Source organism: Oceanobacillus sp. FSL K6-0251 (assembly GCF_038004725.1).
Taxonomy (GTDB): Bacteria; Bacillota; Bacilli; order Bacillales; family Amphibacillaceae; genus Oceanobacillus; species Oceanobacillus oncorhynchi.
The window spans coordinates 1,083,903-1,109,647 of sequence record NZ_JBBORS010000001.1 but is presented as its reverse complement, the minus strand read 5'-3'; the positions used below and the strand labels follow the sequence as shown (position 1 = coordinate 1,109,647).

General features: G+C 37.5%; 25 protein-coding genes. 11 read left to right on the top strand and 14 right to left on the bottom strand.

The genetic code is table 11. The annotated features are described in order from the left end of the window. Positions 1-97: 97 nt before the first annotated feature. On the top strand, positions 98-1,564 hold the full coding sequence (gene nagE, locus MKY45_RS05555; protein WP_042532404.1) for an N-acetylglucosamine-specific PTS transporter subunit IIBC: 1,467 nt from the start codon (positions 98-100) through the stop codon (positions 1,562-1,564). Between the two features lie 28 nt (positions 1,565-1,592). After that, the gene (nagB, locus tag MKY45_RS05550; protein WP_042532402.1) at positions 1,593-2,324 is read left to right on the top strand and encodes a glucosamine-6-phosphate deaminase; all 732 of its coding nucleotides are present in this window, start codon (positions 1,593-1,595) and stop codon (positions 2,322-2,324) included. 232 nt (positions 2,325-2,556) lie between these two features. On the opposite strand, the gene MKY45_RS05545 is transcribed toward nagB, so the two are convergent. Further along, positions 2,557-4,038: a DEAD/DEAH box helicase gene (locus tag MKY45_RS05545; protein WP_042532400.1), complete on the bottom strand. Its 1,482-nt coding sequence runs from the start codon at positions 4,036-4,038 to the stop codon at positions 2,557-2,559. Positions 4,039-4,620: 582 nt separating this feature from the next. Between MKY45_RS05545 and MKY45_RS05540 the strand changes: the two genes are divergently transcribed. Both MKY45_RS05540 and MKY45_RS05535 read left to right on the top strand, forming a co-directional pair. After that, a complete protein-coding gene (locus MKY45_RS05540) occupies positions 4,621-5,532 on the top strand; it encodes a DMT family transporter (protein WP_341172645.1) in 912 nt (303 codons plus the stop codon). Between the two features lie 23 nt (positions 5,533-5,555). Beyond that, positions 5,556-6,410 carry a DegV family protein gene (locus MKY45_RS05535; protein WP_341172644.1) on the top strand — a complete coding sequence of 285 codons (855 nt, stop codon included), beginning with the start codon at positions 5,556-5,558 and terminating at the stop codon, positions 6,408-6,410. A gap of 46 nt (positions 6,411-6,456) precedes the next feature. On the opposite strand, the gene MKY45_RS05530 is transcribed toward MKY45_RS05535, so the two are convergent. From MKY45_RS05530 to MKY45_RS05500, 7 genes are all read right to left on the bottom strand, one after another. After that, positions 6,457-7,152, bottom strand: a complete 696-nt coding sequence (locus MKY45_RS05530) for an alpha/beta hydrolase (protein ID WP_042532394.1) — start codon at positions 7,150-7,152, stop codon at positions 6,457-6,459. Between the two features lie 103 nt (positions 7,153-7,255). Then, on the bottom strand, positions 7,256-7,576 hold the full coding sequence (locus MKY45_RS05525; protein ID WP_042532392.1) for a hypothetical protein: 321 nt from the start codon (positions 7,574-7,576) through the stop codon (positions 7,256-7,258). Positions 7,577-7,789: 213 nt separating this feature from the next. After that, positions 7,790-8,074: a glutaredoxin family protein gene (locus MKY45_RS05520; RefSeq protein WP_042532390.1), complete on the bottom strand. Its 285-nt coding sequence runs from the start codon at positions 8,072-8,074 to the stop codon at positions 7,790-7,792. 227 nt (positions 8,075-8,301) lie between these two features. Next, a complete protein-coding gene (locus MKY45_RS05515; protein WP_289584744.1) occupies positions 8,302-8,910 on the bottom strand; it encodes a PepSY domain-containing protein in 609 nt (202 codons plus the stop codon). Between the two features lie 166 nt (positions 8,911-9,076). Next, positions 9,077-10,588, bottom strand: a complete 1,512-nt coding sequence (gene tcuA, locus MKY45_RS05510) for an FAD-dependent tricarballylate dehydrogenase TcuA (protein ID WP_256705792.1) — start codon at positions 10,586-10,588, stop codon at positions 9,077-9,079. A 98-nt stretch (positions 10,589-10,686) separates the two neighbouring features. Next, complete coding sequence (locus MKY45_RS05505; RefSeq protein ID WP_341172643.1) at positions 10,687-11,754, bottom strand: isocitrate/isopropylmalate dehydrogenase family protein; 1,068 nt, start codon at positions 11,752-11,754, stop codon at positions 10,687-10,689. Positions 11,755-11,846: 92 nt separating this feature from the next. Beyond that, positions 11,847-12,713 carry a LysR family transcriptional regulator gene (locus MKY45_RS05500; RefSeq protein WP_289584746.1) on the bottom strand — a complete coding sequence of 289 codons (867 nt, stop codon included), beginning with the start codon at positions 12,711-12,713 and terminating at the stop codon, positions 11,847-11,849. 156 nt (positions 12,714-12,869) lie between these two features. On the opposite strand from MKY45_RS05500, the gene MKY45_RS05495 reads away from it, so the two are divergent. The 4 genes from MKY45_RS05495 to MKY45_RS05480 are packed head-to-tail and all read left to right on the top strand — an operon-like array spanning position 12,870 to position 17,110. Further along, positions 12,870-13,985 (top strand): hypothetical protein, encoded by a 1,116-nt coding sequence (locus MKY45_RS05495; RefSeq protein WP_341172642.1) that lies wholly within the window; start codon positions 12,870-12,872, stop codon positions 13,983-13,985. A 14-nt stretch (positions 13,986-13,999) separates the two neighbouring features. Continuing rightward, complete coding sequence (locus tag MKY45_RS05490; RefSeq protein ID WP_193064400.1) at positions 14,000-15,484, top strand: tripartite tricarboxylate transporter permease; 1,485 nt, start codon at positions 14,000-14,002, stop codon at positions 15,482-15,484. Between the two features lies 1 nt (position 15,485). Next, a complete protein-coding gene (locus tag MKY45_RS05485; RefSeq protein WP_256705790.1) occupies positions 15,486-15,929 on the top strand; it encodes a tripartite tricarboxylate transporter TctB family protein in 444 nt (147 codons plus the stop codon). A gap of 17 nt (positions 15,930-15,946) precedes the next feature. Beyond that, the gene (locus MKY45_RS05480; protein ID WP_193064402.1) at positions 15,947-17,110 is read left to right on the top strand and encodes a 2-methylaconitate cis-trans isomerase PrpF family protein; all 1,164 of its coding nucleotides are present in this window, start codon (positions 15,947-15,949) and stop codon (positions 17,108-17,110) included. 99 nt (positions 17,111-17,209) lie between these two features. Here MKY45_RS05480 and MKY45_RS05475 read toward each other — a convergent pair whose 3' ends face one another. The 5 genes from MKY45_RS05475 to MKY45_RS05455 all read right to left on the bottom strand — a co-directional run bounded on the left by MKY45_RS05475 (position 17,210) and on the right by MKY45_RS05455 (position 21,370). Further along, on the bottom strand, positions 17,210-17,842 hold the full coding sequence (locus MKY45_RS05475) for a PepSY domain-containing protein (protein WP_256705789.1): 633 nt from the start codon (positions 17,840-17,842) through the stop codon (positions 17,210-17,212). 83 nt (positions 17,843-17,925) lie between these two features. Further along, positions 17,926-19,281: a sensor histidine kinase gene (locus tag MKY45_RS05470; RefSeq protein ID WP_042532370.1), complete on the bottom strand. Its 1,356-nt coding sequence runs from the start codon at positions 19,279-19,281 to the stop codon at positions 17,926-17,928. Beyond that, positions 19,278-19,967 (bottom strand): response regulator transcription factor, encoded by a 690-nt coding sequence (locus MKY45_RS05465; RefSeq protein WP_042532368.1) that lies wholly within the window; start codon positions 19,965-19,967, stop codon positions 19,278-19,280. The genes MKY45_RS05470 and MKY45_RS05465 overlap by 4 nt, the downstream gene beginning before the upstream one ends. 248 nt (positions 19,968-20,215) lie before the next feature. Next, positions 20,216-20,536, bottom strand: coding sequence for a thioredoxin family protein (locus MKY45_RS05460; RefSeq protein WP_042532366.1), 321 nt, complete (start codon positions 20,534-20,536; stop codon positions 20,216-20,218). 21 nt (positions 20,537-20,557) lie between these two features. Next, complete coding sequence (locus MKY45_RS05455; protein WP_042532364.1) at positions 20,558-21,370, bottom strand: DUF368 domain-containing protein; 813 nt, start codon at positions 21,368-21,370, stop codon at positions 20,558-20,560. A gap of 277 nt (positions 21,371-21,647) precedes the next feature. On the opposite strand from MKY45_RS05455, the gene MKY45_RS05450 reads away from it, so the two are divergent. Continuing rightward, positions 21,648-21,839, top strand: coding sequence for a hypothetical protein (locus MKY45_RS05450; RefSeq protein ID WP_042532362.1), 192 nt, complete (start codon positions 21,648-21,650; stop codon positions 21,837-21,839). A gap of 57 nt (positions 21,840-21,896) precedes the next feature. Here the strand turns inward: MKY45_RS05450 and MKY45_RS05445 are convergent, their stop codons facing one another. Continuing rightward, positions 21,897-22,487 (bottom strand): hypothetical protein, encoded by a 591-nt coding sequence (locus MKY45_RS05445; protein ID WP_193064404.1) that lies wholly within the window; start codon positions 22,485-22,487, stop codon positions 21,897-21,899. A 582-nt stretch (positions 22,488-23,069) separates the two neighbouring features. Between MKY45_RS05445 and MKY45_RS05440 the strand changes: the two genes are divergently transcribed. Together MKY45_RS05440 and mqo are read left to right on the top strand one after the other, a co-directional pair. Next, positions 23,070-23,933: a dimethylarginine dimethylaminohydrolase family protein gene (locus tag MKY45_RS05440; RefSeq protein ID WP_042532358.1), complete on the top strand. Its 864-nt coding sequence runs from the start codon at positions 23,070-23,072 to the stop codon at positions 23,931-23,933. A 264-nt stretch (positions 23,934-24,197) separates the two neighbouring features. Further along, positions 24,198-25,706, top strand: coding sequence for a malate dehydrogenase (quinone) (gene mqo / locus MKY45_RS05435; protein ID WP_193064441.1), 1,509 nt, complete (start codon positions 24,198-24,200; stop codon positions 25,704-25,706). Positions 25,707-25,745 lie beyond the last annotated feature (39 nt).

Below are 25,745 nucleotides of genomic sequence, written 5' to 3'. Positions count from 1 at the left end.
TATAAGTATTTCATTTTTCTATCTCAAAAATGTATGTACAATTTGTATTCTTTTCGTCTATAATTGTATTAAATATTATTATAGGAGGATACAAATTATGATGAAATATTTACAGAACCTTGGTAAATCACTGATGTTACCAGTTGCTGTATTACCTGCAGCGGCGGTTCTTATGGGAATTGGTCATTGGATAGACAGTTTCTTTGAAGCTGACAGCCGTTTTGCTGCTTTTCTAATCAGCGGCGGGGATGCTATCCTTTCCTCCCTGGCTATTCTTTTCGCAGTCGGGGTCGCAATAGGAATGACAAAAGCAAAGGACGGAGCCGCAGCGCTCAGCGGGTTGGTTGGCTATCTCGTTATTACGAAGGTATTGGAATCAGAAAGCGTCGCTAGTTTACTGCAGATTGATTTAAGTCAGGTAGACATGGCTTTTGATAATATCGAAAATGTTTTTATTGGAATTTTAGCCGGGCTTATTTCTGCAGCGCTTTACAATCGCTTCAGTCATGTTTCATTGCCAGACGCATTTGCTTTCTTCAGCGGGAAACGTCTTGTACCTATTTTAACAGCGGCAACTATGCTGCTCGTTTCCATCGCTGTTCTTTTTGTTTGGCCGGTTGTTTATGGCTGGCTGGTGAGCTTCGGAACAATGATTAGTAATTTAGGCGCTGCCGGCGCAGGTCTATACGGATTCTTTAACCGTTTATTAATACCGACGGGATTGCACCACGCATTGAACAATGTATTTTGGTTTGATGTAGCAGGTATTAATGATATCGGTAATTTTTGGGATGGCAATGGCGAACCTGGTGTTACAGGCAGATACATGGCTGGATTTTTCCCGATTATGATGTTTGGTCTTCCAGCAGCTGCGCTTGCAATGTATCATACAGCAAGAACAAAACAGCGTAAGCAAGCAGCATCACTATTGATGGCAGTTGGCTTTGCCTCATTCTTTACAGGAGTAACAGAGCCGCTAGAATTTTCCTTTATGTTCTTAGCCCCTGTATTGTACTTTGTTCACGCTGTACTTACCGGACTGTCCTTATTCATTGCAGCAGCCTTCCAATGGACTGCAGGGTTTACGTTTAGCGCAGGATTTGTAGACTACTTCCTGAGCTTCCGGCTGCCATTGGCAAATCAGCCTTATATGCTCATCCTGCAAGGACTTGCATTTGCTGTTGTTTACTATTTCTTGTTCCGTTTTTTAATCGTAAAATTAGACTTGAAAACGCCTGGTCGTCAGGATGATAATGAATTAGCTGAAGAACCCACTACAAATCCTGAATCAGCCAATGAAGCTAAAGACAAACATACATTAATGGCTGAAACAATCTATACACATCTCGGTAAAAAAGAAAATATTGATTCTATCGATAATTGCGCAACCAGACTGCGCCTGGAAATCCAGGACATGGATAAAGTAAACCAGGATGGCATTAAGAAAACAGGAGTTCCCGGTGTTCAGCAAGTAAGTAAAAATAATTTGCAAATTATTGTCGGAACTCAGGTACAAGCAGTGGCAGATGCATTGCAAAAACTATATAATGAGGATAAATCATAATTTATATTTATCTTATAGGGGGAGCATAATGAATATTATCAGAGCAGAAAATTATAGTGAGATGAGCCAGCTGGCAGCAAAAAAACTGATAGAGCAAGTAAACGAGAAATCAAACAGTGTGCTGGGTTTAGCAACTGGATCTACACCAGAAGGATTGTACGAAGAAATTATCAAAGAACACAAAGCAGGCAATGTTTCTTTCAAAGATGTGACGTCCTTCAATTTAGATGAGTATGTCGGACTTAACAAAGAAAATGATCAAAGTTATTACTATTATATGCATCATCTTCTGTTCAATCATATTGATATTGATAGCGGACAGGTTAACCTGCCAAATGGAGATGCAAATGATTTACAGGAAGAATGCAACAGCTATGAAAAGGCCATTAAACAAGCTGACGGCATTGATATTCAAATTTTAGGGATTGGTTTAAACGGACATATCGGTTTTAATGAACCAGGAACACCATTTTCTATGCAAACCCATGTAATTGACTTGGATGAATCCACCCGTCAAGCAAATGCTCGCTTCTTTGATTCCATCGATGATGTACCAACACAAGCTATTACCATGGGTATCGATACGATTATGCAGTCCAAACAAATTATTCTCTTAGTTTCTGGTTCACAAAAAGCAGAAGCGTTAGATAAATTAGTGAATGGACCTGTTACAGAAGATTTCCCTGCTTCTATTTTACAAAAGCATGCAAATGTAACGATTATCGCTGATCAGGATGCATTATCCGAGCTATCTGAATAAAAAACATCTTATTTAAAAAGAAGCATTCACTAAAAGACAAGTGAATGCTTCTTTTTACGCTTGTTTACTGACGTTGCGATACTCTTTCAAGACTGGAATCACGCGTTCCTTTATAACACATTAAGGCTGCGGTTATTCCGTCTTAAGAGCTAAAGTTTATCACCAAAGTTAAAAACATGAGGCATTGTTCTTGTAAGAACGTTGCCTCATGTTTTTTTATACAGATATTAAATTAACGGTCGTCTCTTCTTTTACGCTGGAAATTCCCTTTATTATTTTTGCGGTTTCTGCCGCCCTGGTTTCTTCCGCCTTGATTGCGTCCACCTTGGCCACGTCCGCCATAATAACGTTTTTTATTATTTCCACGACGGTTATCCTCTTTCGCTTTTTTCACACTGATTGGTGCAGCAGAGGAAATGCGTACAGGTGTATCTCTTCTTTCTTTTGTCATCATGCTGATTGCAGCAGCAATAACCGTAACGGAATCATGATCATCAAGTAATTCTTTCGCCGCTTCATAATAAGGGTTCAAATCTTTTTGATCGATCGCCTTTTTCATTTTATCAATGGTTACTTGCTGTTGTCCGCGTCGCGCATCCTGGTTAGTAGGAGGCGTCAGACGCTTCATTTTACTTTTTGTTGTTTTTTCAATCAGGCTGAGATGAGCCATTTCTCTTGGTGTGATGAAGGAGATAGCTTCCCCTGTTTTACCAGCTCGCCCAGTTCTTCCAATACGGTGAACATAGCTTTCCGGATCTTGTGGGATATCAAAATTGTACACATGTGTTACACCGGAAATATCCAGTCCGCGGGCTGCTACGTCTGTTGCCACAAGAACGTCTACCCGTCCCTGTTTAAATTTATTCAATACAGACATACGCTTACCCTGTGTTAAGTCTCCATGGATTCCTTCCGCGCGATAACCTCTTGCTTGAAGCCCTTCAGTGATTTCATCTACACGTTTTTTCGTTCTTGCAAAAACGATAGCCAATTCAGGAGAATTGATATCCAAATGGTTATTTAGTGTTTCAAACTTAAACTTCTCTGGAATCTCAATAAAATATTGATCAATGTTCTCTACTGTCATTTCTTTCGCTTTTACTTTAACTTCCTTTGGCTCTTTCATAAGCGTTGTCGCAATATCACGAATTTCCTTCGGCATAGTTGCAGAGAAAAGCAATGTTTGTCTATCTTCTGGAATACCTTTTAAAATTTCGCGAATATCATCAATAAAGCCCATGTTCAGCATTTCATCTGCTTCATCGAGAACTGCTGTATGCACTTCATCAATACGAATCGTTTTGCGGCGCATATGATCCATTAATCGTCCTGGTGTTGCTACAACGATTTGAGGGCCGTCTTTTAATGCTCGAATTTGGCGGTCCATTGGAGAACCACCGAAAATAGCAAGTGCCCGTATCCGCTTGAATTTAGATAGACGGTTAATTTCTTCCGCTACCTGAATTGCCAGCTCACGTGTCGGTGCAACGATCAAACCCTGAACCTTTTTCAGTTTTGGATCGATTTTATTAATCAATGGGATACCGAATGCTGCGGTTTTCCCTGTACCTGTTTGCGCTTGTCCAATCACATCGTGTCCTTCCAGCGCGTATGGAATCGTTTCTGCTTGAATCGGGGTAGCTTCTTCAAACCCCATTTCTTCTAAAGCTTTCATTATTGGCGCAGAAACGCCTAGTTCGTTAAATTTAGTCACGTAATCGTCGACTCCTTTTTGTTTTTTATTGCAAAAGAGGCCTTATAAAGAGTTTCTCATACTTTTCATTTTATTATACAAATCAGTAAAAATCATCAATACTCCGGTGAAAGAAGCAAAGTCTTTTGAAATCAAGTCCGCTTCAAATATTTTATACAATTACTGATTTACTACCTAAAAATTGCTGATTGAATGAACATTTCACTCCACATCAGCAATTAAACGAATAACGTATTTTAGCGCTTATTCATTATCAACGTTTAAAGTACAAAAAAGGCATAACCAATTCAATAAGGTAAGAGGCCCCTAAAAAATGCTTTCTTAATCATACCATACTTATATACCATATATCCAGTACACAGATTAAAATGATTTTTTTTTCGTATCATGATAAAATGTAATTAGTTATGTATGCGTATGCACTAAGAATTCCCAGTTTCTTTTCATTAAAGATTCCTCACTTCTCCAATGAAGGTTCTAAAAAATTATCATGCGCTTGCATTCAGTTTTCACATTGCACTTATATAACACCAAAGAAGAAAAAATACATCGTATTGAACATGTAAAAAGGGAGTTATCACCATGCGTCAGTCCGCCTTCAACCCTAAAGCAGCAGTTGTCATTGGGGTTTTTTCTATATCTACATCAGCAATTCTTGTCCGGCTTGCAACAGAAGCGCCTGCTTCTATTATCGCCAACTATCGTCTTTTATTTGCCGTTTTACTCTTATTGCCTTTTATTTTATTTCATTACAAGCATGAGTTTAAACGAATTTCTACAAAAAATTGGTGGCTTTCCATTCTTGCCGGCATTTTTCTAGCGCTATATTTTATTTTGTGGTTTGAATCACTCAATTACACTTCTGTCGCCAGCAGCGTTGTACTTATATCACTTCAGCCGATTTTTGCTTTTATCGGGACCTACTTTATCTTCGGCGAGCGTTTCTCATCTGGTGCAATCATCAGCATCTTCATTGTTTTACTCGGCGGATTGATTATCGGTTCAGGGGATTTTCAATTATCTGGAGAAGTCATTTACGGGGACATGCTTGCATTACTCGGAGCAATCGCTGTCACCATTTATTTTCTATCCGGTCAGCATGTACGAAAAAATGTTTCTTTAATTACCTATACATTTATTGTCTATGGTATCAGTACGGTTATACTAACACTGTTTAATCTCATCCGGCAGGAGAGTTTCTTCTCTTATCCTGCCAATCATTGGTGGATTTTTATTGCCCTGGCAATCATACCGACCTTTTTGGGACATTCTCTTTTTAATTGGTCACTGAAATGGTTGAGTACATCTACCATTTCCATGGCAATCGTGTTTGAACCCATTGGCGCCAGCATCCTTGCTTTTTTTATCTTGAATGAGACGCCGACTTGGGCCCAATTTCTCGGAGGAACCATTATTGTATTTGGATTATTTTTATTTATCCTTAGTACATCACGAAAAAATAAAGTTACTATTTCAACAAAGAATCACAAATAATACGCATTAAAGCAGGTGAATCAATGACAATTCAATTCATGACAGACAGCTCTGCTGATCTGCCTCTATTCTTACAAAACAAACTTCATGTAGAAATCGTTCCGTTATATCTTCATTTTAGTGACGGACAGTACAAAAGCGGACAAACAATGGATATTGAATTATTTCATCAGAAAGTAAAGGGATTAGGAGAGGTTCCGCGTTCAGCAGCTCCGAGTCCTTCCGATTTTTATGAAGCATATAAAAAAATCCCGTCGGAAAAGCAGATTCTGATGTTAAGTATATCTAATGAAATAAGCAGCACCTACGCAAATGCTGTGACAGGAAAAAATATGCTCTTAGAAGAAGAGCCTGAGCGTGTTATTGAGGTGCTTAATACAAAGACGGCTTCCTGCGGTATCTGCCTGCTGATGCATGAAGCAAATAAGAAAATCGAGGAAGGATACGCATTTGAAGAGCTCGTCCATCATTTAACAGAACGCATTGAACAAACTGCGACTTTATTTGTATTAAAAAGTTTAGATAATCTTGTTCTTGGCGGCCGTTTAGAAAAAATAAAGGGAAAAATCGCAAAGACATTAAATATAAAAGTATTGATGAAAGCAACAGAGGAAGGCGCTATTGATGTTGCAGAAAAAGTACGCGGTGAGAAGAAATCTTTAAAACGATTCGTTGATCAAATCGGTGAATACACACAAAATACCGAGAATAAAATCATTACGATGACCTATTGCCGGGATAAAGAAAGAGCGATAAATGTACTTGAGAAAATCCGCAGCAAATACGCTTTTTACGATGCTATTATAGAAGAATCAGGACCGCTTATTTCCACATACGGCGGTGAAGGTGCGCTAGTTATTTCTTTCTTCAAAAATTAATTATTAAAAACACTAAAAAAATGCTGGGAGTTTGTCCCAGCATTTTTTATGCAGATGATTCCATCAGAAAATCATAGACCATATTGTTTAATGTGTCTTTATCAGTCCCCAGGCAAATTAAATGTTTGGATCTTTCAAAAAAGACTACTTCCTTTTTTTCAGAGTGAATTTCTTTATCAAGATAATATGCTGTTTTATAAGGAACCATGCCATCAAGCTGTCCTTGGGCAATTAGCACTGGAGAATTCACCTTATCCAGATATTTTCTGGTAAACCGGATCAGCTTCATAAATTCAAAGTGCGCTTTTAGCGGCACAACGCCCATTTTCCTTTTATAGTGATTGAATAATTGATTTTCTTTTAATGTTCCGCGTATTCCATCGCCAACTACTGCAGCAACATCTAAGCTTATTTGTTTTAAGGATAGATATTTACCGGATGTAGCGAGCAGGACAAGCTTAGCAATATCATATTTAGCTGCTAAATAGGAAGCAATCATCCCGCCCATAGAAAATCCGATAACATAAATGGTATCAAACTGGTCAATCAGTTTCTGAAGTTCTTCTTCCGCTGCTTGAATCCATCTTTTATACGAAGCATCTTTCAAATTTAATTCTGTACCGTGACCAGGCAAAGTCGGCACTTCAATATGCCAATCTGTGCTGTCTCTTAAATAATTTGCCAATGGTTCCACTTCATAGGGCCCTCCAGTATACCCATGAATAATTAAACATCCTATCATGATTTTCTACTCCCTTTATAAAATTAAACTTAATGGAATCTCCTCCTGTGATACACAGAGCAGGAGGTTAACCTTATCATTTCTAAATCGGGCTGATATATACCTACATGAACCCTTTTACAAACGTACCAAATTGCTTCACAATCGGGGAAACTTGATGATAAGTACTTGCTAACTGACTTACTTTGCTAATCATTGTATCAAAATTAAACGGGTTATTTTCATTTGTTCCGCCGGCGCCTGCACCTGGCTGTGACTGGATTTGCTGCTGCGACATTAAATACTGTGTCGGTAATTCTGGTTTTGAAAATAATTCATATGGAGTAAGCTCTTGTCTTTCATTGTGCTGGTTAATAGTTGAAGAAACTGGTGCATAAGGATTATTTCTACTAAATCCATTAGGGGGGAAATTTCGATATTGCACATTTCTCACCTTCTTTTGCCTTTTTATAATGACGTTTCGGGAAAAGGAATTTCTATTATAAAATATACTGTATGGTAGTTGTTTTTTTCGAGGCATTCCCTGAACGTCTAAGACCATGGTAGATTCGGCTCTTTTCATCACCATTGAACCTTTACATTTACGTTTTAGATTACTACCATTTTATGCAAATGAAAGCTGATACGTGCATAGCCCTTAACCATCTTTGGACACATTTTCAAAAAAATAAGCATCCTCACTCAAATTATTAGCTAATCCTAATTCATAAAGAATTTTATTCTCTTGATTTCCCTCTATTTTCTTACCATCAATAAACAGAGTCGGTGTCCCAAAAATCTTCATTTCCTGTAATTCCTTTAAATACATTTTATTTTCTGTCACGTTTTTTAGTTCATAAGTAACATCATTCTTATCTAGAAATGCTTTTACCTTTTCCGATGCTTGACTACCTTCGCTGATAAATAATGTAACCTTCTTCATACAAATCCTCCTAATCAATCCCTTCTTAATTATTTATCAATTTTTTATTACCCTTTTTCCTCATATATGAAACTCTTTTACGTTAGAAAACTTGGTTGTTACCAAGCCCTTAGGCGACGACCTTAGTTACACTTATGTAGTAAGAAAGTTTATACTTTTTTAACTGCCAAAAAAGAGGACTAAAATCGCCCTCCTTTTTATCACCTGTATTTTAAATTTATTTTTTATCAATCATCTTCATAATCGATTTCTAAAGATAGAATATCTCCTGTTTCAGCATGAATGTCAAAATCTGCTTCTTGCTGTCCATTAACAAGTTCCAGTTCATAAACATATCTGCCATCATCATAATCTAATTCCATTTCTGTAACGTCTCCATCAAATTCCTGCTTTGCAATCTGAATTGCTTCTTCTTGTGCTATGATATTCTCTTTATTATCATTGTTTTCATTTGCTGCCGCTGTGTCCTGCTGGTTCTCTTCCAGATTTACATCATCATCATTTCTGTCATCATCATGTCTATCCTTATCGTCTATTTCTTCATAAACCACTTCACCTGACTCAGCATCCATCTTCACATCGTATTCTTGGTTTTCGACAATAATTTCTGCTTCATAAAAGGACTTATCTCCTTCTCGATCCAGTTCCATTTCTTTAACCTTACCTTGATATTCCTCTTCCAATTTCTTCGTTGCGTCCTCCATGTTTAAGCTGCCTGCTTCAACAATTTGGGGTTCTCCTTCGTTTGAACTTGCTGCTTCTGCATGGTAAATTCCTGTTCCGACAACTCCTGCTAATACAACCGCTCCTGCAAACATTCCAATTTTTTTATTCATTTATTTTTTCCTCCTTATTTCTTATTAACTACATCTTACCCGTTAATAATGACAACACCCTTTGAGTAAGATTAGAATTTCATGAGAAATAAGTTATTTGGAAAATACCCTCAAATAGAAATTGCAGTTATTTGGATATGAGCTTTGTTGTTATCAAATCAACTGCTTATTTACTGATTACTTCATCAAACTGCTCCGCATAGCTTGCTGCTGATTCTCCTGCTAGTTTCCCAAAAACAGCCCCAGACATTAAACCTGAACCACCAGGGTAATTCCCATAAAATAGACCGCCTATCATTTCCCCTGCAGCAAATAATCCCGGAATTGGATTTTGATTTTCGTCTAATACCTTGCTATGCTTATTGGCTTGAATGCCTCCAAAAGTAAAGGTAATTCCACAAGTAACTGGATAAGCATAGAATGGTGCTTGTTGAAAAGACAAAGCCCAGTTGCTTTTCGGAGGTGTAATTCCTTTTGTCCCCTTACCATCTTTGATTGCCGGGTTATAATCTCCATCCTGTACAGCGTCATTATAATCTCTTATAGTCTCTAAAAATTTATTTTTGTCTACACCTATTTTTTCAGCCAATTCTTCTATCGAGTCAGCTTTTAAACAGGTTGCTTCTTCTAGATTATATTCCGTTCTTAACAATGGACGTACCTGATTATCAAATACTTGAAACGCCTTTTGTTTTGGTTGACGAAGTGTTTCTTTTCCATATTTTGCATAAGTATAATTTCTAAAATCTGCTCCTTCGTCAACAAAACGTTCTCCATTTGCGTTTACAATTAAGCCAAGAGGATACGAGGATTTCTTATAAATATCACCAGGTTTTTTATAATCACCAACTTTTGGAGCTTGAAAATCTGTGGTATGTGCATGACAGCTTGACCAATCACCATAAGGTTGTGCGCCCGCTTCTATTGCCATGTCCAGCCCATCACCTGTATTGAATTCACTTCCACGGACAATCGCTGCCCCCCATTCTTCGCCCAGATACTTCATGCGTTTTTCCTTGTTTGCTTCAAAGCCGCCGCATGCCAAGACCACAGCCTTTGCAGGAATTTTCTTTCTTAACCCATTTTCTTCAACAATGATACCGCTTACTTTATTATTTTCAATTTCTAGTTGAAGAGCTCTTGAATCATATTGAATCTCTACTTCAAGCATTTCCAGCTTTTGAAATAAAGCCTCAACTAATCCGATACCTTTACGATATGTTTTTACTGGCAATCCTCCCCAAAAATGACGGACGCCATTGTTATCAAATGACTGGTTTTCATTCAGTTCGAATCCTACACCTTGCTGCTTCATCCATTCAATTGTCTCATAAGATTTTTCAACTAACTGTTTAGATAGCTCGGGATCACTTTTTCCTTCTGTTACTGCTATAATGTCTTGAAGAAAATCAGTTTCTTGATATTCTGGTATACTTATTTTTTCGAATTCTTCTGGTGTTAGTTGTGTTAAAATTGATTTCAACGCATGTTTGTCTTGATAAGCAAAACGTATTGCTCCATCTGTAAAAAAAGAATTCCCACCACGTTTCTCCTTGGGTCCGCGCTCCAAAACAAGAACATTAACTCCATTTTCCTTCGCAGCAATAGCTGAGCAAAGTGCCGCATTTCCAGTGCCTACAACAACTACATCGAATTTCTGGTTATCTTTTCTATTCATATTGTCCTCCCATAAATTATTTATAATTTACACTGAGTATAATACTTCTTAAAAGATAAATAAAATACTGTTTTTTTAGTATAGTTGATAAATTTTTTTTATGACTTGAGTCTTGTCAATAGTTCATTTGTGAAAGCTCCGGTTCCTTTATTTCCTCCTAGATCTTTTGTTTTTACACCATCAGCTAATGTTTGATATAAACTTTTTTCTATTATTACTCCTGCCTTTTTTAATCTGGAATCAGCAAATCTTTTGCTCATCCATTCTAATAAAAGAGCAGTAGAAAGCATCATCCCGATTGGATTAGCAAGATCTTTCCCTGCTATATCCGGCGCAGATCCATGAGCTGCTTGCGCCATGGCAACATCCTTATTAGCATTAATAGAAGGTGCAAGCCCTAAACTTCCAATTAATTCACCAGTTAAGTCAGATAGAATATCTCCAAACATATTTTCCGCCACAATGATATCAAAGTCTGACATTCGCCGAACAATATGGGCACACATTGCATCTATATGATAATCATCTACTTGCACCTCTGGATAATTCTTCGCAACCTCTTTACATACTTCCAAAAACATGCCTGACCCCATACGAATTACATTTGCTTTGTGAACAATGCTCACCTTTTTTTTTCGTTGCATCGCTTTTTGAAAAGCAGCATGAGCAATTCTTTCAATAGCTTGCCTGGTGAAGACCCCTGTAGTAAGTACAACATCCCGGGTAACCTGAAACTCTCCTACCCCTTGAAACATATTCCGATCCACGTAAAAACCTTCTGTATTTTCTCTGTAAATAATCAGGTCCGCTTCCTTCACTACTCCATGAATGCCAGGGAACGTTTTTGTCGGACGAATATTCGCAAATAAATCAAATCGATGCCGTAATTCACCGCTAGGATTACGCATTGCTTTAAACCTCTCAGGATAAGATGCAGAATCGTGTGGTCCTAAAATCCATCCATGACATTGCTTTAAAGCTGCAATCGTCTCATCGGGGAGCGGGTGTCCTGCTTCCCGGATTCCTTTCCAACCAACTAGAAGCTGGACCCATTTGATCTCAACTTTCTGCTTTTTAATAGCTGCATTTACTACACGAGCAGTTGCATGGACAATTTCTGGACCAATTCCATCTCCTTCTAATAAACCAAGTTTATATAATGTCATTCTTTTCCTCCTTTTCACGCTTTGGCTTTTAACATAATTTATCTTTTAATAAACGTCTAATACTTTTTTCTTTAATAAGACGATAAATAAATTTAATCTTCTTCATTCCATTGTTTTAAATAGTTTACAAAATGCTTAACTACTGACAAATTTTCAAATAATTGGTTATAAACAAGCCAAGTTTCTCTTGTAACCAATGTTCCATCTTTAAAATAAATTGCCTGCTGGTATAAATCATCATCTTGTTTCAAACATATCCCGGGAACAATAGCAAAACCCAAATTATTTTTCACCATTTCTTTACATGTTTCAAGCCGATCTACTTCCATTTCAATATTCGCAGGTTCTGAAAACTGATCTGCCCACCAGGTTGTAATGCTCTCTTTCAATGAGCTGTCAGTATTATAATTAATCAAGCGATATTCTGGTAAAAAATCCATATTTATTTTTTCTTTAGAAATAAGATATAGCGCTTCTCTCTTTAAAAGTATTTTTTCTCCATGCCATCCTCGTATATTTCTTAAGATGCCTACATGAACACTGGAATTATTAAGAAATTCAATAACCTGTGTACTCCAGCCAGTTTTAACATTAAACCGAACATTCGGAAAATTATTAGAAAAATCCTTCAATACTCTTGGCAGCAAGTACTGGGCAAAATTACTGGATACGCCTATTCGCAGGGTTCCAGACACCTCATCTTTCATATTACTCATTGTATCTTTCACAAACTGAAACTGTTTAAGCATTTCTCGAGAATAATTCACTAAATACTCTCCTTCAGAAGTAAATTCTATTCCATTTTTTGTTTTAAAAAAAATTCTTACCCCTAAATTCCCTTCTAAATTTTTGAGTCTATAACTTAAAGATGGTTGAGATACAAATAATTTTTCTGCTGTACGAGTCATATTTTTTTCCTCATGAAGCGTTTTCAATAAAATCCAATCTTTTTGTTCCATCTTATTCCTCCTCTGGATTTATTTAAATCCCATTATGTAGAAAACATCATAGGTTATCAAGTTTTTTTATGAAGATAAATAAAATATCATTATTTTACTTATTCTCTGAAAGCGTTTACTATAAAAACAATTATTATTTGGAAAGGGATGAATCTTTTGAAAATAAATCTTTTTTATATCTTATTACTCTTGATGAGTGCCATGCTAATAGGCTGTAACACCATGGAAGCAACAGGAACAGAGAATGATAAAAATGCAAGTACTTCTTATGATGGAGAAACAATTTCGTTTGTTGTTCCTTTTCAGGCTGGAGGAGGAACAGATGTTTTTGCTAGATTTATGACACCTTACTTTGCCAAACATATTGAAGGGGAGCCCCGAGTCCAGGTAGAAAATATTCCTGGAGGTGCAAGTATTACCGGAACGAATGAATATGCTAATTCTCGTTCGCCAAATGGATTCAATATTCTTACCTCCAGTGCCTCGTCACACGTTCCGTTTATATTGGAGCAGTCTTCTGTAGATTATGATTTAGATGATTTCACCCCATTAATAGGTGCTCCATCAGGGGGGATCGTTTATACAAAACCGGAACTTGCAAAGGACGGAATGGAAAACTTGCTTTCTTTAGAGAATGAACTATATTATGCAGGCATTTCGCCAACTGGACTGGACTTGGTAACCCTGCTGTCTTTTGAAGTTTTAGAGATGGATGTCAAAGCTGTATTAGGTTATGAAGGCCGTGGTCCATCACGCGTTGCTTTTGAACAAGGAGAAAGCAATATTGATTACCAAACCACTTCTGCCTATAAAAGTAATGTAGAAAATTTAGTAGAAGAAGGAAATGCTGTTCCTTTATATAGTTTAGGTCAAGTGGATCAAGATGGGAATCTTATTAGAGATCCGCAATTTCCCGAGCTTCCTACTATTGAAGAAATTTATATCGATATCTATGGAACAGAACCCAGCGGAGAAGCATGGGAAGCTTATAAGCAAACCGTGGCTGCTTCCTATAGCTTAAACAAAGTTATTTGGGTACACAAAGACGCACCAAACCATTCCCAAAAAATACTGCAGCAAGGAATGGAAAATTTAATTGAAGATACGAGCTTTGAAGAAGAATCACAGGATATTCTTGAAGGGTATGATGCCTTTGTGGGAGAGGAATTAAATAATCAAATTGAACAGTCCTTCTCCATTTCACCAGATACCAAAAAATGGATCATTGAATATTTACAACTCCATTATGATATTGACATTAATAAGCTATAGAAAGGAGTAATTTCATGATTGAAAGTGCAATCGAAGCTTTAATGATCGTATTAGATCCTTCAAGACTAATCTATATGTTTTTAGGTATTGGAATTGGAGTCATTGTTGGATTACTGCCAGGTTTAAGCGGAACAGTTGGTATGTCTTTACTGCTTCCATTCGTTTTCGGACTGGAACCATATGTTGGAATGGCTCTTTTAATTGGAATGATTGCTGTAATTCATACAGGAGATACCTTCCCTTCCATACTATTTGGTATACCAGGGACTTCCGGTTCTCAAGCAACCATTATGGATGGATACCCATTAACAAAAAAAGGTGAAGCTTCTAGAGCAATGGGCGCATCCTTTTTCTCCTCCATGATTGGAGGTGTTATTGGCGGAATTGCGCTTTATTTAACAATTCCTTTTGCCAGACCATTAATTACCTCATTCAGCTCACCCGAATTATTCATGCTGACAATGTTAGGCCTTAGTATGGCAGGATTATTAGCAGGAAAATCACCAATAAAAGGAATCATCTCCGGGATTCTTGGTTTGCTTATTGGCGCTGTAGGAAGCGCACCGGCAGTTCCTGAGTACAGATATACATTGGATACACTTTATTTAACACAAGGGATTTCTTTACCCGTTGTTGCAATGGCTATCTTTGCATTCCCGATTCTTATTACAATGCTAACAGACAAAGGAAGTGTATCAAGTCACGCTAAATTGCAAAGCGGCATTCTAAAGGGAGTTATGGATGCGCTGAAAAATAAATTTTTAGTATTTCGCAGTGCAGTTATTGGTGCTCTAATCGGATTTATCCCAGGACTCGGCGGTAGCGTTGTCGACTGGATTGCTTATGGTGCGGGGCAAAAAACTGTTAAAAATAATTATTTTGGCAGCGGTGATATCCGAGGCGTAATTGCTCCAGAAAGTGCCAATAATGCTAAAGAAGGAGGCTCTCTTGTCCCAACATTACTTTTCGGAATACCAGGCAGTGGAACTACCGCAATCCTGCTGGGGGGGCTTACACTCATGGGTCTGGAAGCAGGACCGAAAATGTTGTCTGACGATCTTCCTGTAACCTTATCTATTGTATGGACGCTCGTATTTGCAAATATTTTCGGTGCATTATTATGTATGTTGTTAGTTCGACCTATCTCCAAAATCAGTTTAGTTCCAGGAGAAAAAATTGTTCCCTTTCTTTTAGTTTTATTAGTGGTAGGTGCCTACCAAAGTACGATGTCATGGGGAGATTTGATTGTATTTGTTGTTATCGGCTTACTTGGTTACGTTATGACAATCTTAGATTGGCCGCGTCCTCCATTACTTATTGGTTTTGTGCTCGCCCTCCCTGCTGAAAGATATTACTGGATATCCATTGAAAGGTACGGATGGGAATGGCTTACAAATCCACTAGTCATTGCACTTGCCATTATTATCGTGCTTCTTCTTGCAGGAGGAACAATCATGAAACGTTTTAGTAAAAAATTTGAAAGTAAAGGGGGAATATAAAATGAACAAAGATTATCTTAATCTTATTTTTAGCGGATTTCTTTTTTCCTTATTTACATTTACTTTAATTGAAGCATTGACCTTTAGTAAATTAGCACAATTTTTCCCTCTCTATATTTCTGTTGCTGGTGTAATATTAACGTTTGTTTATTTCATAGCTCAGGTATTTACAATCTATAAACAACAGAGAAAAGAGGAAAATCAAACAATTCTTCCTTTATTACAACCGCTTAAATATATCGGATGGGTGATTGGTTACTTATTGCTTATTTTTATCGGAGGATTATTGTTAGCAACAGTTATATTCTTATTTACATTCCTAATTTTCGAATCAAAAATGAAACTGCTATCAGCCGGGATTTCTGTAGTTTTTGTTCTTATTTGCGTCTCCCTGTTGAGTTCAGCTCTTGATATTTATTGGCCGACAAATTTAATTGGATTTTAAGCAAAGGAGAATGATTTATGAGAGATTATGAAAAAATACGTTCAGTAATTATACGTGGTGGAACAAGCAAAGGTGTTTTTATCTTAAAAAACGATTTGCCTGATGACCCAGAAGTTAGAGACAGAGTAATTCTTTCCATCTATGGCGGGACAGATGAAAGACAAATTGATGGATTAGGAGGAGCAGATTCACTAACTAGTAAGCTGGCTATTATAAGTGTCTCTACTAGACCTGATGCAGATATCGAATTTACATTTGGACAGGTTGGCATTGGAACAGGGAAAATTGACTATAATTCAAACTGTGGAAATATTTTAAGCGGTGTTGGGCCTTTCGCCGTCGATGAAGGTTTGGTTGCTGTACAAAAACCATACACAAAGGTAAGGATTTTTAATACAAATACAAATACGATAATTGAAGCTCGTGTTCCAGTCAGCTCTGGAAAATCAGTATCTGAAGGAGACTATACTATCGATGGTGTACCAGGAAAAGGAGCAAAAATAGATTTAAATTTTCTTCATGCTGATGGTGCAAAAACTGGGAAGCTTTTTCCTACAGGTAATCGAAAAGAAATCCTTCATACAAAAGCGGGAGATTTTAATGTCAGTATAGTTGATATAGCTGCACCAGCAGTATTTATTCAAGCGGAGCAATTAGGCCTTACTGGAACAGAGATGCATACTGATTTAACAGCAAAGCAGCTGAATACTTTGGAAATAATCCGTTCATCCGCTGCTAAAAAAATAGGTTTTGTAGAAAGTGTGGAAGATGCGACAAAGGTAACCCCATCAAGTCCTAAAATTATTATGGTTTCTCCGTCACAGACATACACAAATATACATGGAGATATCATAGAGCATCAAACAATTCATTTAACAGCTCGCGCAATGTCTATGCAAAAAATGCATAAAACATTTCCCGTTACTGGCGGAATCTGTACAGCAGCTGCTGCAAAATTGACGGGAACCATAGTTTATGAATGCAGTACTAATCCTTATTATAATGAAGTTATTATTGGCCATCCATCAGGGTCTATGGAATTTTCTATCGACTGTAAAGACAATGGTCAACTGGTTCAATTTAACAAAACAGCTGTAGCTAGAACCTCCCGTCGTTTGATGGAAGGCTACGCTTATGTGCCAAAAGAATTATTTTGGAATGAGACAGAATCTATTTATTAGTCATATTACCAACTAAAATTCTTCATTCATTAAAAATCCAAACGTTTACCTCTCACATTTCTTTCAAGGAGAATACGTTTGGATTTCTTTATAATACTTTTAATCATCTAAATCAATTTCCAATGAAACAACATTCCCCGTATAAGCATTAATTTCAATCGTAGCTTCATCTTCTCCATTGATAATTTCGATTTCATAAACTAAAATGTCGTCATCCGAATCCATTTCCAAATCTGTGACTTCTCCCGGGAATTCTTTTTTGGCAATTTCCATTGCTTCTTCATGTGATATCACAGCATCATTTTCTGCCGCTTGATTATCAGCATTACTGTCTGTTTTTTCTTCGGCAGTTTCTGTGTCCTCATTTGATTCTGGATTTTCATTTTCACCTTCTTTTGCAGGCTCTGTATCGTTTTCTGTTTCTTTCTCTTGATGATGTTCAGCTGTTTTTTCCGTAGCTGTCAAATCAATTACCTGCCCTGTATCTCCATTTAATTTTAAGGAATAGACACCTTGATTCTGCGTGATTTCCATCTGATAAACCGGTTCCCCATTCTCCACACTCAATTCAGGTTCTGTGTGTTGACCGGGATATTGGGCAGTGACAAGGTTACTGATTTCCTCTCTGCTTAGATCCGGATTAGAAGATGTAGCATTAGTCTGATATACGGTTAAACCAATAATACCAAGCACCATCAGACCGCCAATCACCCAGATTATATTTTTACGCATGCTCTATCCCCCCTTTCTCTCTAGTATAAACAGCAGTTTTTATGAAAGCATGATAACTAGATTAGAAATTGATGAGAAAAATGTTATTTGGAAAGAATCCAAGTAAATGTTGATCCCTGACCAATTTCACTCTCCACGGTGATTTCTCCATCATGTCTTTCAATGATTTCTTTAGCAATAGCTAATCCAAGGCCCGTTCCGCCAGTTTCTCGATTTCTGGCACGATCCACGCGGTAGAAACGGTCGAAAATCTTCTCCTGTTCTTCAAGAGCAATACCTTCCCCATCATCTTTAAATTGAATCACAGTTTTCTCCGTATCTGTATGCATTGTTACCAGAACTGCTTCTTCACTATATTTTAATGCATTTTCAATTAATATATATGGGATTTGTTTTAGCTGATCGATATTACCAAAGCTTTCATAATTTCCAGCTTCGGCTTCCAGCTGAATGCTCCGTTCAGGGTATGCCTTTTGGAACGTCTGAATAACCTGCTTTACTATCGTTTGTATATTTACTGCCTGCTTCTGTTCCTCATTTTTATGCTTTGCTAATAATAGCAGCTGCTCTACAAGCTTCTGCATCCGGTCAGCCTCTGAATCAATGGCTCCTACAGATTCATCCAGTAATTCCGGACGCTTCTTTCCTTGACGTTCAATAAGCTGGGCGTAGCTTTTGATAATCTGAATAGGTGTTTTCAGTTCATGAGATGCATTGGATACAAAGGCTTCCTGTTTCTCAAAGTTTTCTTTTAAGGAGTCAATCATTTCATTAAATGTGGTTTCCATTTCGTAAAGCTCATCCTTAGAACGCTCATCCACATCAATCTTCTGCCAATTTTTATTAAGTATATTCCGTCGCATCGTATCCTTTAGCTTTTGAATTGGTGTTAATAAAAAGCGGCTTAAAACGATACTCGCTATAACAGTTGGAATCAGTATCACTGCACTGGAGAATAAAAGCACGTATGTTAATGTCCCCATTGTTTCATCTAAATAAACCAGTTCATTCGCTACCTGAACTGTAACAATTTCGCCACTTTCCCAAATGATTGGTTTTTCGATAACCGCAAAATTGCTTCCTGTGTTGTCGTCTTGGACAATACGGCTTGTTTCTGATGTTGTATAACTTACACTCAAGTCTGTATAACGATTTGATTTTGTCTGCACAGGAAGAACATCATTCTCTGTTTCATTTATAATTCGAATAATTCCGTTCGCTGGCAAATAAGCCTTTAACAGTTCTCCCATTGCTTCTTCCGATAAGGAATTATTTTCGGCAATGGTAGACACTAACGCGTCTGCCTGGATATGAAGCTGATCGATTTCTCCATTGGAAGCCGTCCGGTAAAATAGAAAATAAATTGCCGTATGTGAAATAGCAATCACCAAAAACATAAAAACAGATGAAAATAAAATGATTTTTTTACGTAATGTCATTGGCTTCCTTCCTTAATCGAATAGCCTACGCCACGTATCGTTTGAATATATGCTTTATCATATCCTTTATCTATCTTTTGACGCAGGTAGCGGATATAGACATCTACCACATTTGTTTCACCAATATAGTCAAAGCCCCAGACCTTTTCAATTAATTGTTCGCGTGTCAATACTCTATTTTTATTTTCCAATAGACAGACTAATAAATTATATTCTCTAGGTGTTAATTCAATCATATTACCTGACCGGATAACTTCGTGCGCCGCCGTGTCAATTTGTAAATCGCCTACTTGCAATGTTTCATTACTGCTCCCGCTCTGAACGGTTTTCCGTAAATTCGCACGGATACGGGCTAGCAATTCTTCAATTTGAAAAGGTTTAGTTATATAATCATTTGCACCAAGGTCAAGGCCGTTCACTTTATCATACACTTCATCACGGGCAGTCAGTAAAATAACCGGGGTGTCGTTCTCCTGTCTGCGGACTCTCCTTAATACTTCCAGACCGCTTAATTCAGGTATCATAATATCTAATAAAATAAGACTCCATTCTTCCGCTTCTATATATTCCAGCGCTTGTTTGCCATCTGCTGCAACGATTGTTTCGTAGCCTTCATATTCTAATTCTAATTGCAAAACACGGCTGATTTTTTGTTCGTCCTCAACAATAAGTATTCGTTCCTGCATGGCCTGTGCTCCTTTCTAAAGAAAACATGACACTTCCTCTAACCGGGGTGTCCAACGTACGTTATTTTTTCACTTTTTTATATTTAAAGCATACGAATTAATTATACAAAAAAACTGTCCCCAAAACAGCTGAATGAATAATTACCTACGTAAATCACTCTGCTTTATCAAGCAGAATTGTCTATTCGTTCAATCCTTTTGGGAAACAGTTTAATTCAAGCATGGTCTAAGCCTGCTGTCAAAGCCTTTTAGCCTAGATGTTGTTTCAAGAAATCTGTAACAGAATCCGGCGTTTTGGTATACGCGCTATGCTGATGAGCGATCTTCTCACCGTTTTGGAATAAAAGAATGCTTGGAATGCCCATTACTTCATACTTCTCGGCTAATCCAGACACTTCATCACTATTCACCTCATACCAGTCATAGCCGTTGAATTCTTCCATTACCTCGCCGATGAACATGTCCATACGTTTACAGTCGGGACACCAGTCTGCAAAGAATTTTATAATTACCGGTTTTTCACTTTGAATAATTTCTTGAAATGCTGCTTCTGTTTTAATTGCTTCCATCATCATCTCTCCCATTCCATTTTATTTATATTCTAATCTGCCCAATGCCAATGCTGCAATTAATCCGCCTATAAATAAAAGGATACACACAATAATACTTCCAGCGCCTGCCGGGATACCCGGAAAAACAATGGTAACGGCACCGATAACAAGCCCGATGATAATCGCGTAGGTACTTGTAAAATAATTTCTTAAAAAATAAGCAATAATTTTACTCATAATAATAAAACCAAGTGCAATCCCCGCACCTGCCACAATGATAACAGAAAACTGAAAATTACTGATGGCAGCCATTATCGTTGGATATACACCAAGCAGCATCATTATCATAGATCCGCTAATTCCCGGCACCATCATCACACTGCTGCCGATAAATCCCGCAATAAATAATAAGATATACGTATCTGTATTAATATCTTGAATAACCTGTCCCTCATTCGGATTTAAAATTCCCAATCCGCTAACAACAATGAACCCAATAATCAGCAATATATACTGTTTTGCCTGGAACTTTGTTTTCCCTTCTGCCTTTTGATATAAGAACGGAATTACTCCAATAACCAGTCCTAAAAAGAAAAATTGTGTTTGCGTTGGGTAATGTGTAAACAGCCAATCAATCACTCTGGCAAATAAGAAGATGGCTGTAACCATGCCAACCCCTAACGGAATTAAAAAGCTAAGATGCTTCTTCCAATCCTTACTGAAAAAACCGCTTATTGATGCAATTAACTGTTCATAAATGCCTAATAATACAGCGATTGTTCCCCCGCTTATTCCTGGAACAACCTCTACGGAACCCATAATTAAACCACGATATACATTTTTCCATTCCATGTATGCTTGTTCTCCTTCATATTTCATTACTACCAGGTTATTTTATCAAAAGTGGTCAGAAAAATATACTTTAGAAAAGGTTTTATTCATTAATTTACAAATTGTTCAAATATCATTTACAGAAATAAAGCAGCATACATATATTAAAAAGGCTTTTATCATGACGATGATTGACATATCCTTTATACTGTTGGTATAGATTAAAATAGAAAAGAAAAACTAGATAATAACCATCATTATATATATCGTTGTGTTCAGATTTTTAGGGGGAAGGAAGATGAAACGGTATTTAACATTAATTCTTTTTTTAGTAAGTATTCTTATCATCTATATTGGAGCTAAATTGCAGCTGTATTGGAGCGGCGTTGTTGCATGGGGGCTTGCATTAGTATGCCTTATTTTTGCCGTACACTTTTCAAAATACATTCCGAATGAAAAAGTCTCTAAAAAGAAAAAGAAGGAAATCTAAAAAAATCTCCCCGTTATCCACTGTACTGTAGTGACGAGGAGATTTTCATATTTTATATTACTCAATTTCCTTTAATATCTGTACCCTTCTATCTATTTCTTCATCATCGATTTCACTGTCATTCAGTTGGGTATAATCGATTGTGTAAATATCTTCGCCGTCAAGATATACCTTGCTGACCTGAAATTGCTCTGCAAATTCCGGGGTAGCCTCTGTCATACCAGAAGGAAAGATAGCATAATCTTCCTCTTGTTCTAAAATATTTATTTCAACGGAGCCTAATTCCTCTGCCGTGCTCATCCATTGATCTATATATTCTTCAATCGTCAAATAATCCTTCATATCTGCTAATACTTCGACAGTTAATTGCTGGAGCGGATTATTTCCAATCATGATATCAGCAATGGCATAACCCACTTCTTCCGTATAGTACGCTACGGTTAATGTATCATCAACCGAGCTGAAATCTAATTTTTTTATAGCATCGGCATACTCTCCGTCCAGCTGTTCGATATCCTGACCGCTGTATTCCATCCCAGTATAAGCATCGCTAATCTCATTGCCTTCCTCATCAACAAAGGTTGTATCGATTGTTTCTGTGCCGTATATCTTCCAACCATTATCCTCTTTCCGATACAAATTTATCATTTTCATCATAACATACGATAGATGGATTTTTTTAGCAATCTGCGCCATAATAAGATAAAGCGATATTTTATTCAGTCTAACGTTTTTCTGCCTCATCAGCTTAAAAGTTAGTACCCTAAGGATATCTGCTTAAAGGTATGATTTCTTAAAGATTCTTGAAACATATCAATGAAGTTTTTACTGCTAGTTAAGCCGCGGATAATGTATGAATGACCAATTTTGTTTTTAAGCATTGGTGTTGGTATGGGACTGCGATTACCAATGTTGTCAGGTTAATGAGTTTATTGAATATTATATTTGTTACAAATGGGTAGTAAAAAACTATCTAGCGAAGGAAAAATACAGAGGCTCGAATGGGAAAGCGTAGGGTGAAGACCCGTAGAAAAAAAGCGAACTTCTTTTTTTGAGGAGGCTGAGCACAAGCCCATGGAAAGCGTAGTGTTTTTTCGCAGCGGCGTATTACTCTGACATCATTGCTGCGATTACTCGCCCCACCAAGTTCGTTGCATCCTCATCATTTAATACATATAATAAATTTACGGAAACAAGTTACCTTAAGGAAAAATTGGGGGCACAGTCTATATGGATAATAAGGAAAATGAAAAATATATCATTCACTGTCAAAATGAATTTGACCCATTACAGCAAGTCATCGTTGTCCCGCCAGATTATATGAAAATTACAACGGTTATTAATGAAACACAGGCTTATTATGCAACCGAGAATATTGATATAAAAAAAGCAACCGAACAACATGATTTCTTTGTAAAAACGCTGGAGGATAACGATGTCGAAGTCATTTCCCTCCCGGCAAAGCCAAATTTAAATGAGCAAGTTTTTACCCGGGACATTGGTTTTACACTTCATGATACATTATTCGCGGCTAATATGGACCGGGATATTCGCAAGGAAGAAACCATTCTTTTAAAAAAGTGGCTTCGGGACAAACAACTGGACTATATTTCTTTTTCCAACACAAGTATAGAGGGCGGAGATGTGATTCTTGACAACAATCGTATTTGGATTGGCTTAAGCCAGCGCACAAATCAGGCAGCAATCGATTATCTCTGTGAGCAATTCCCTCATCTGGAGGTTACCGCTGTTCCATTGCAGGAGGATATTCTTCATTTGGATTGTGTATTTAATATCCTGGAGGGCGCACAGGCGTTAATTTACCGGGATGGAATGAGTGAAGCTGCCTATCAAATGATGAAGGAGCATTATACATTAATCGAAGTAACCAAAGAGGAACAATTCAGTATGGCGCCAAACATCCTGTCTATCGGAGATAAAAAAGTAATCAGCCTTCCTGAAAATAAACGGGTGAATCATCTATTGAAAGAGCTTGGCTATCATATTATAGAAGTTCCTTTTTCTGAAATTATTAAATCCGGAGGATCCTTCCGATGCTGTACGCTTCCCCTTTATCGGAAGAAGTCATCTTAAACTGCGGGCGCTGATGCAAATAGATCAGCTTTCGCAGTTTTTTTGCAGTCATCTTCCCCCTTTAGCAGGACCTTTTCACCCTTTATTTGTACTTATAATCATTCGATTACGTGAAACATCTTTTTTCTTTTATCAAAAAGGAGTATAATAGATTAATATGGGTAACTGTTTATTTAAATAACAGCTGGACCGTTATTTTTAGAGAATTCTATTTTGTAAGAGTATACATGCAAGAATTTTAGTTTAGGAAGGTTTGTGACGATGATGAGGAAAGATACGAATCAAACAGATGTCATTTTAATCGGTGGTGGAATCATGAGTGCCACGATTGGCTCCTTATTAAAAACACTGCAACCGGAATGGCAGATTAATGTTTTTGAAAAACTTGACCAGACTGCGCGGGAAAGTTCGGATGCATGGAATAATGCCGGCACAGGACACTCGGCTCTATGCGAAATGAACTATACACCGGAACAGGCAGATGGCACGCTTGATATTACGAAAGCAATAAAAATAAATGAACAATTTCAACTTTCGAAACAATATTGGTCTTACCTGGTGAAACAGGGTATATTAGAAAACCCTGGTGATTTTATTCAAAACGTACCGCATTTAAGCTTTGTAGAAGGCGAAAAAAATGTGGAATTTCTAAAGAAACGTGTAGAAGCTCTAAAGGATAATCCATTATTTGAAGGCATGGAGATTACGGATGATGAAGAAAAGTTAAAAGAATGGATTCCGCTTATGATGGATGGACGTAATGATAATGAGGCTATTGCCGCTTCCAAAATTGAGTCAGGTACCGATATCAATTTTGGAAGCTTAACGCGAAAACTGTTTGATCAACTGGAGGAACAAGGCGGGACACGGCTCTACTTTAAGCATGAGGTAGAATCGATTACTCGTACGAAAGATCAATTATGGAAAGTGAAAGTTAAGAATCTATTCAACGGCAAAGTTTCTTATCATAAAGCACGATTTGTATTTATTGGTGCTGGAGGCGGCAGTCTGCCTTTATTACAAAAAACAAATATCCCGGAATCAAAGCATATTGGCGGATTCCCGGTGAGCGGATTATTTATGGTTTGTAATAATCCGGAAGTTGTTGAACAGCATCACGCGAAGGTTTATGGAAAAGCAAAAGTCGGTGCTCCGCCAATGTCTGTCCCGCATTTAGATACTCGGTTTATTAACGGAAAACGCTCCTTATTATTTGGTCCTTTCGCTGGATTTTCACCGAAGTTTTTAAAAACCGGTTCAAACCTGGATTTATTTGGATCTATCAAGCCAAATAATTTAACCACTATGCTGGCAGCCGGGGCGAAGGAAATGGCCCTGACAAAATATCTTATTCAGCAGGTGCTCCTGTCAGATGAAAAAAGAATGGAAGACTTACGCGAATTCATTCCTAATGCCAAGAGCGGAGAATGGGATATTGTAGTTGCTGGTCAGCGGGTACAGGTTATTAAGGATACCGATACAGGCGGAAAAGGGACCCTTCAATTCGGGACCGAGGTAATCACTGCAGAAGATGGTTCGATTGCGGCTTTACTCGGCGCTTCCCCTGGAGCATCTGTCTCTGTTGATGTCATGCTTGATGTACTTCAGCGCTGCTTCCCGCATCATTTCACAAAATGGGAGCCGAAAATCAAGGAAATGATTCCATCATACGGTGTTTCGTTATCCGATCACCCTGATTTATTTGCTGATTTAAACAAGGAAATGAATGACACATTGCAATTAGAAGCAGAAAAGGAAGTATTATTAAGCTAAGAAGGTTCATACGAATGAATAATAAAAGGACTTCGCTTC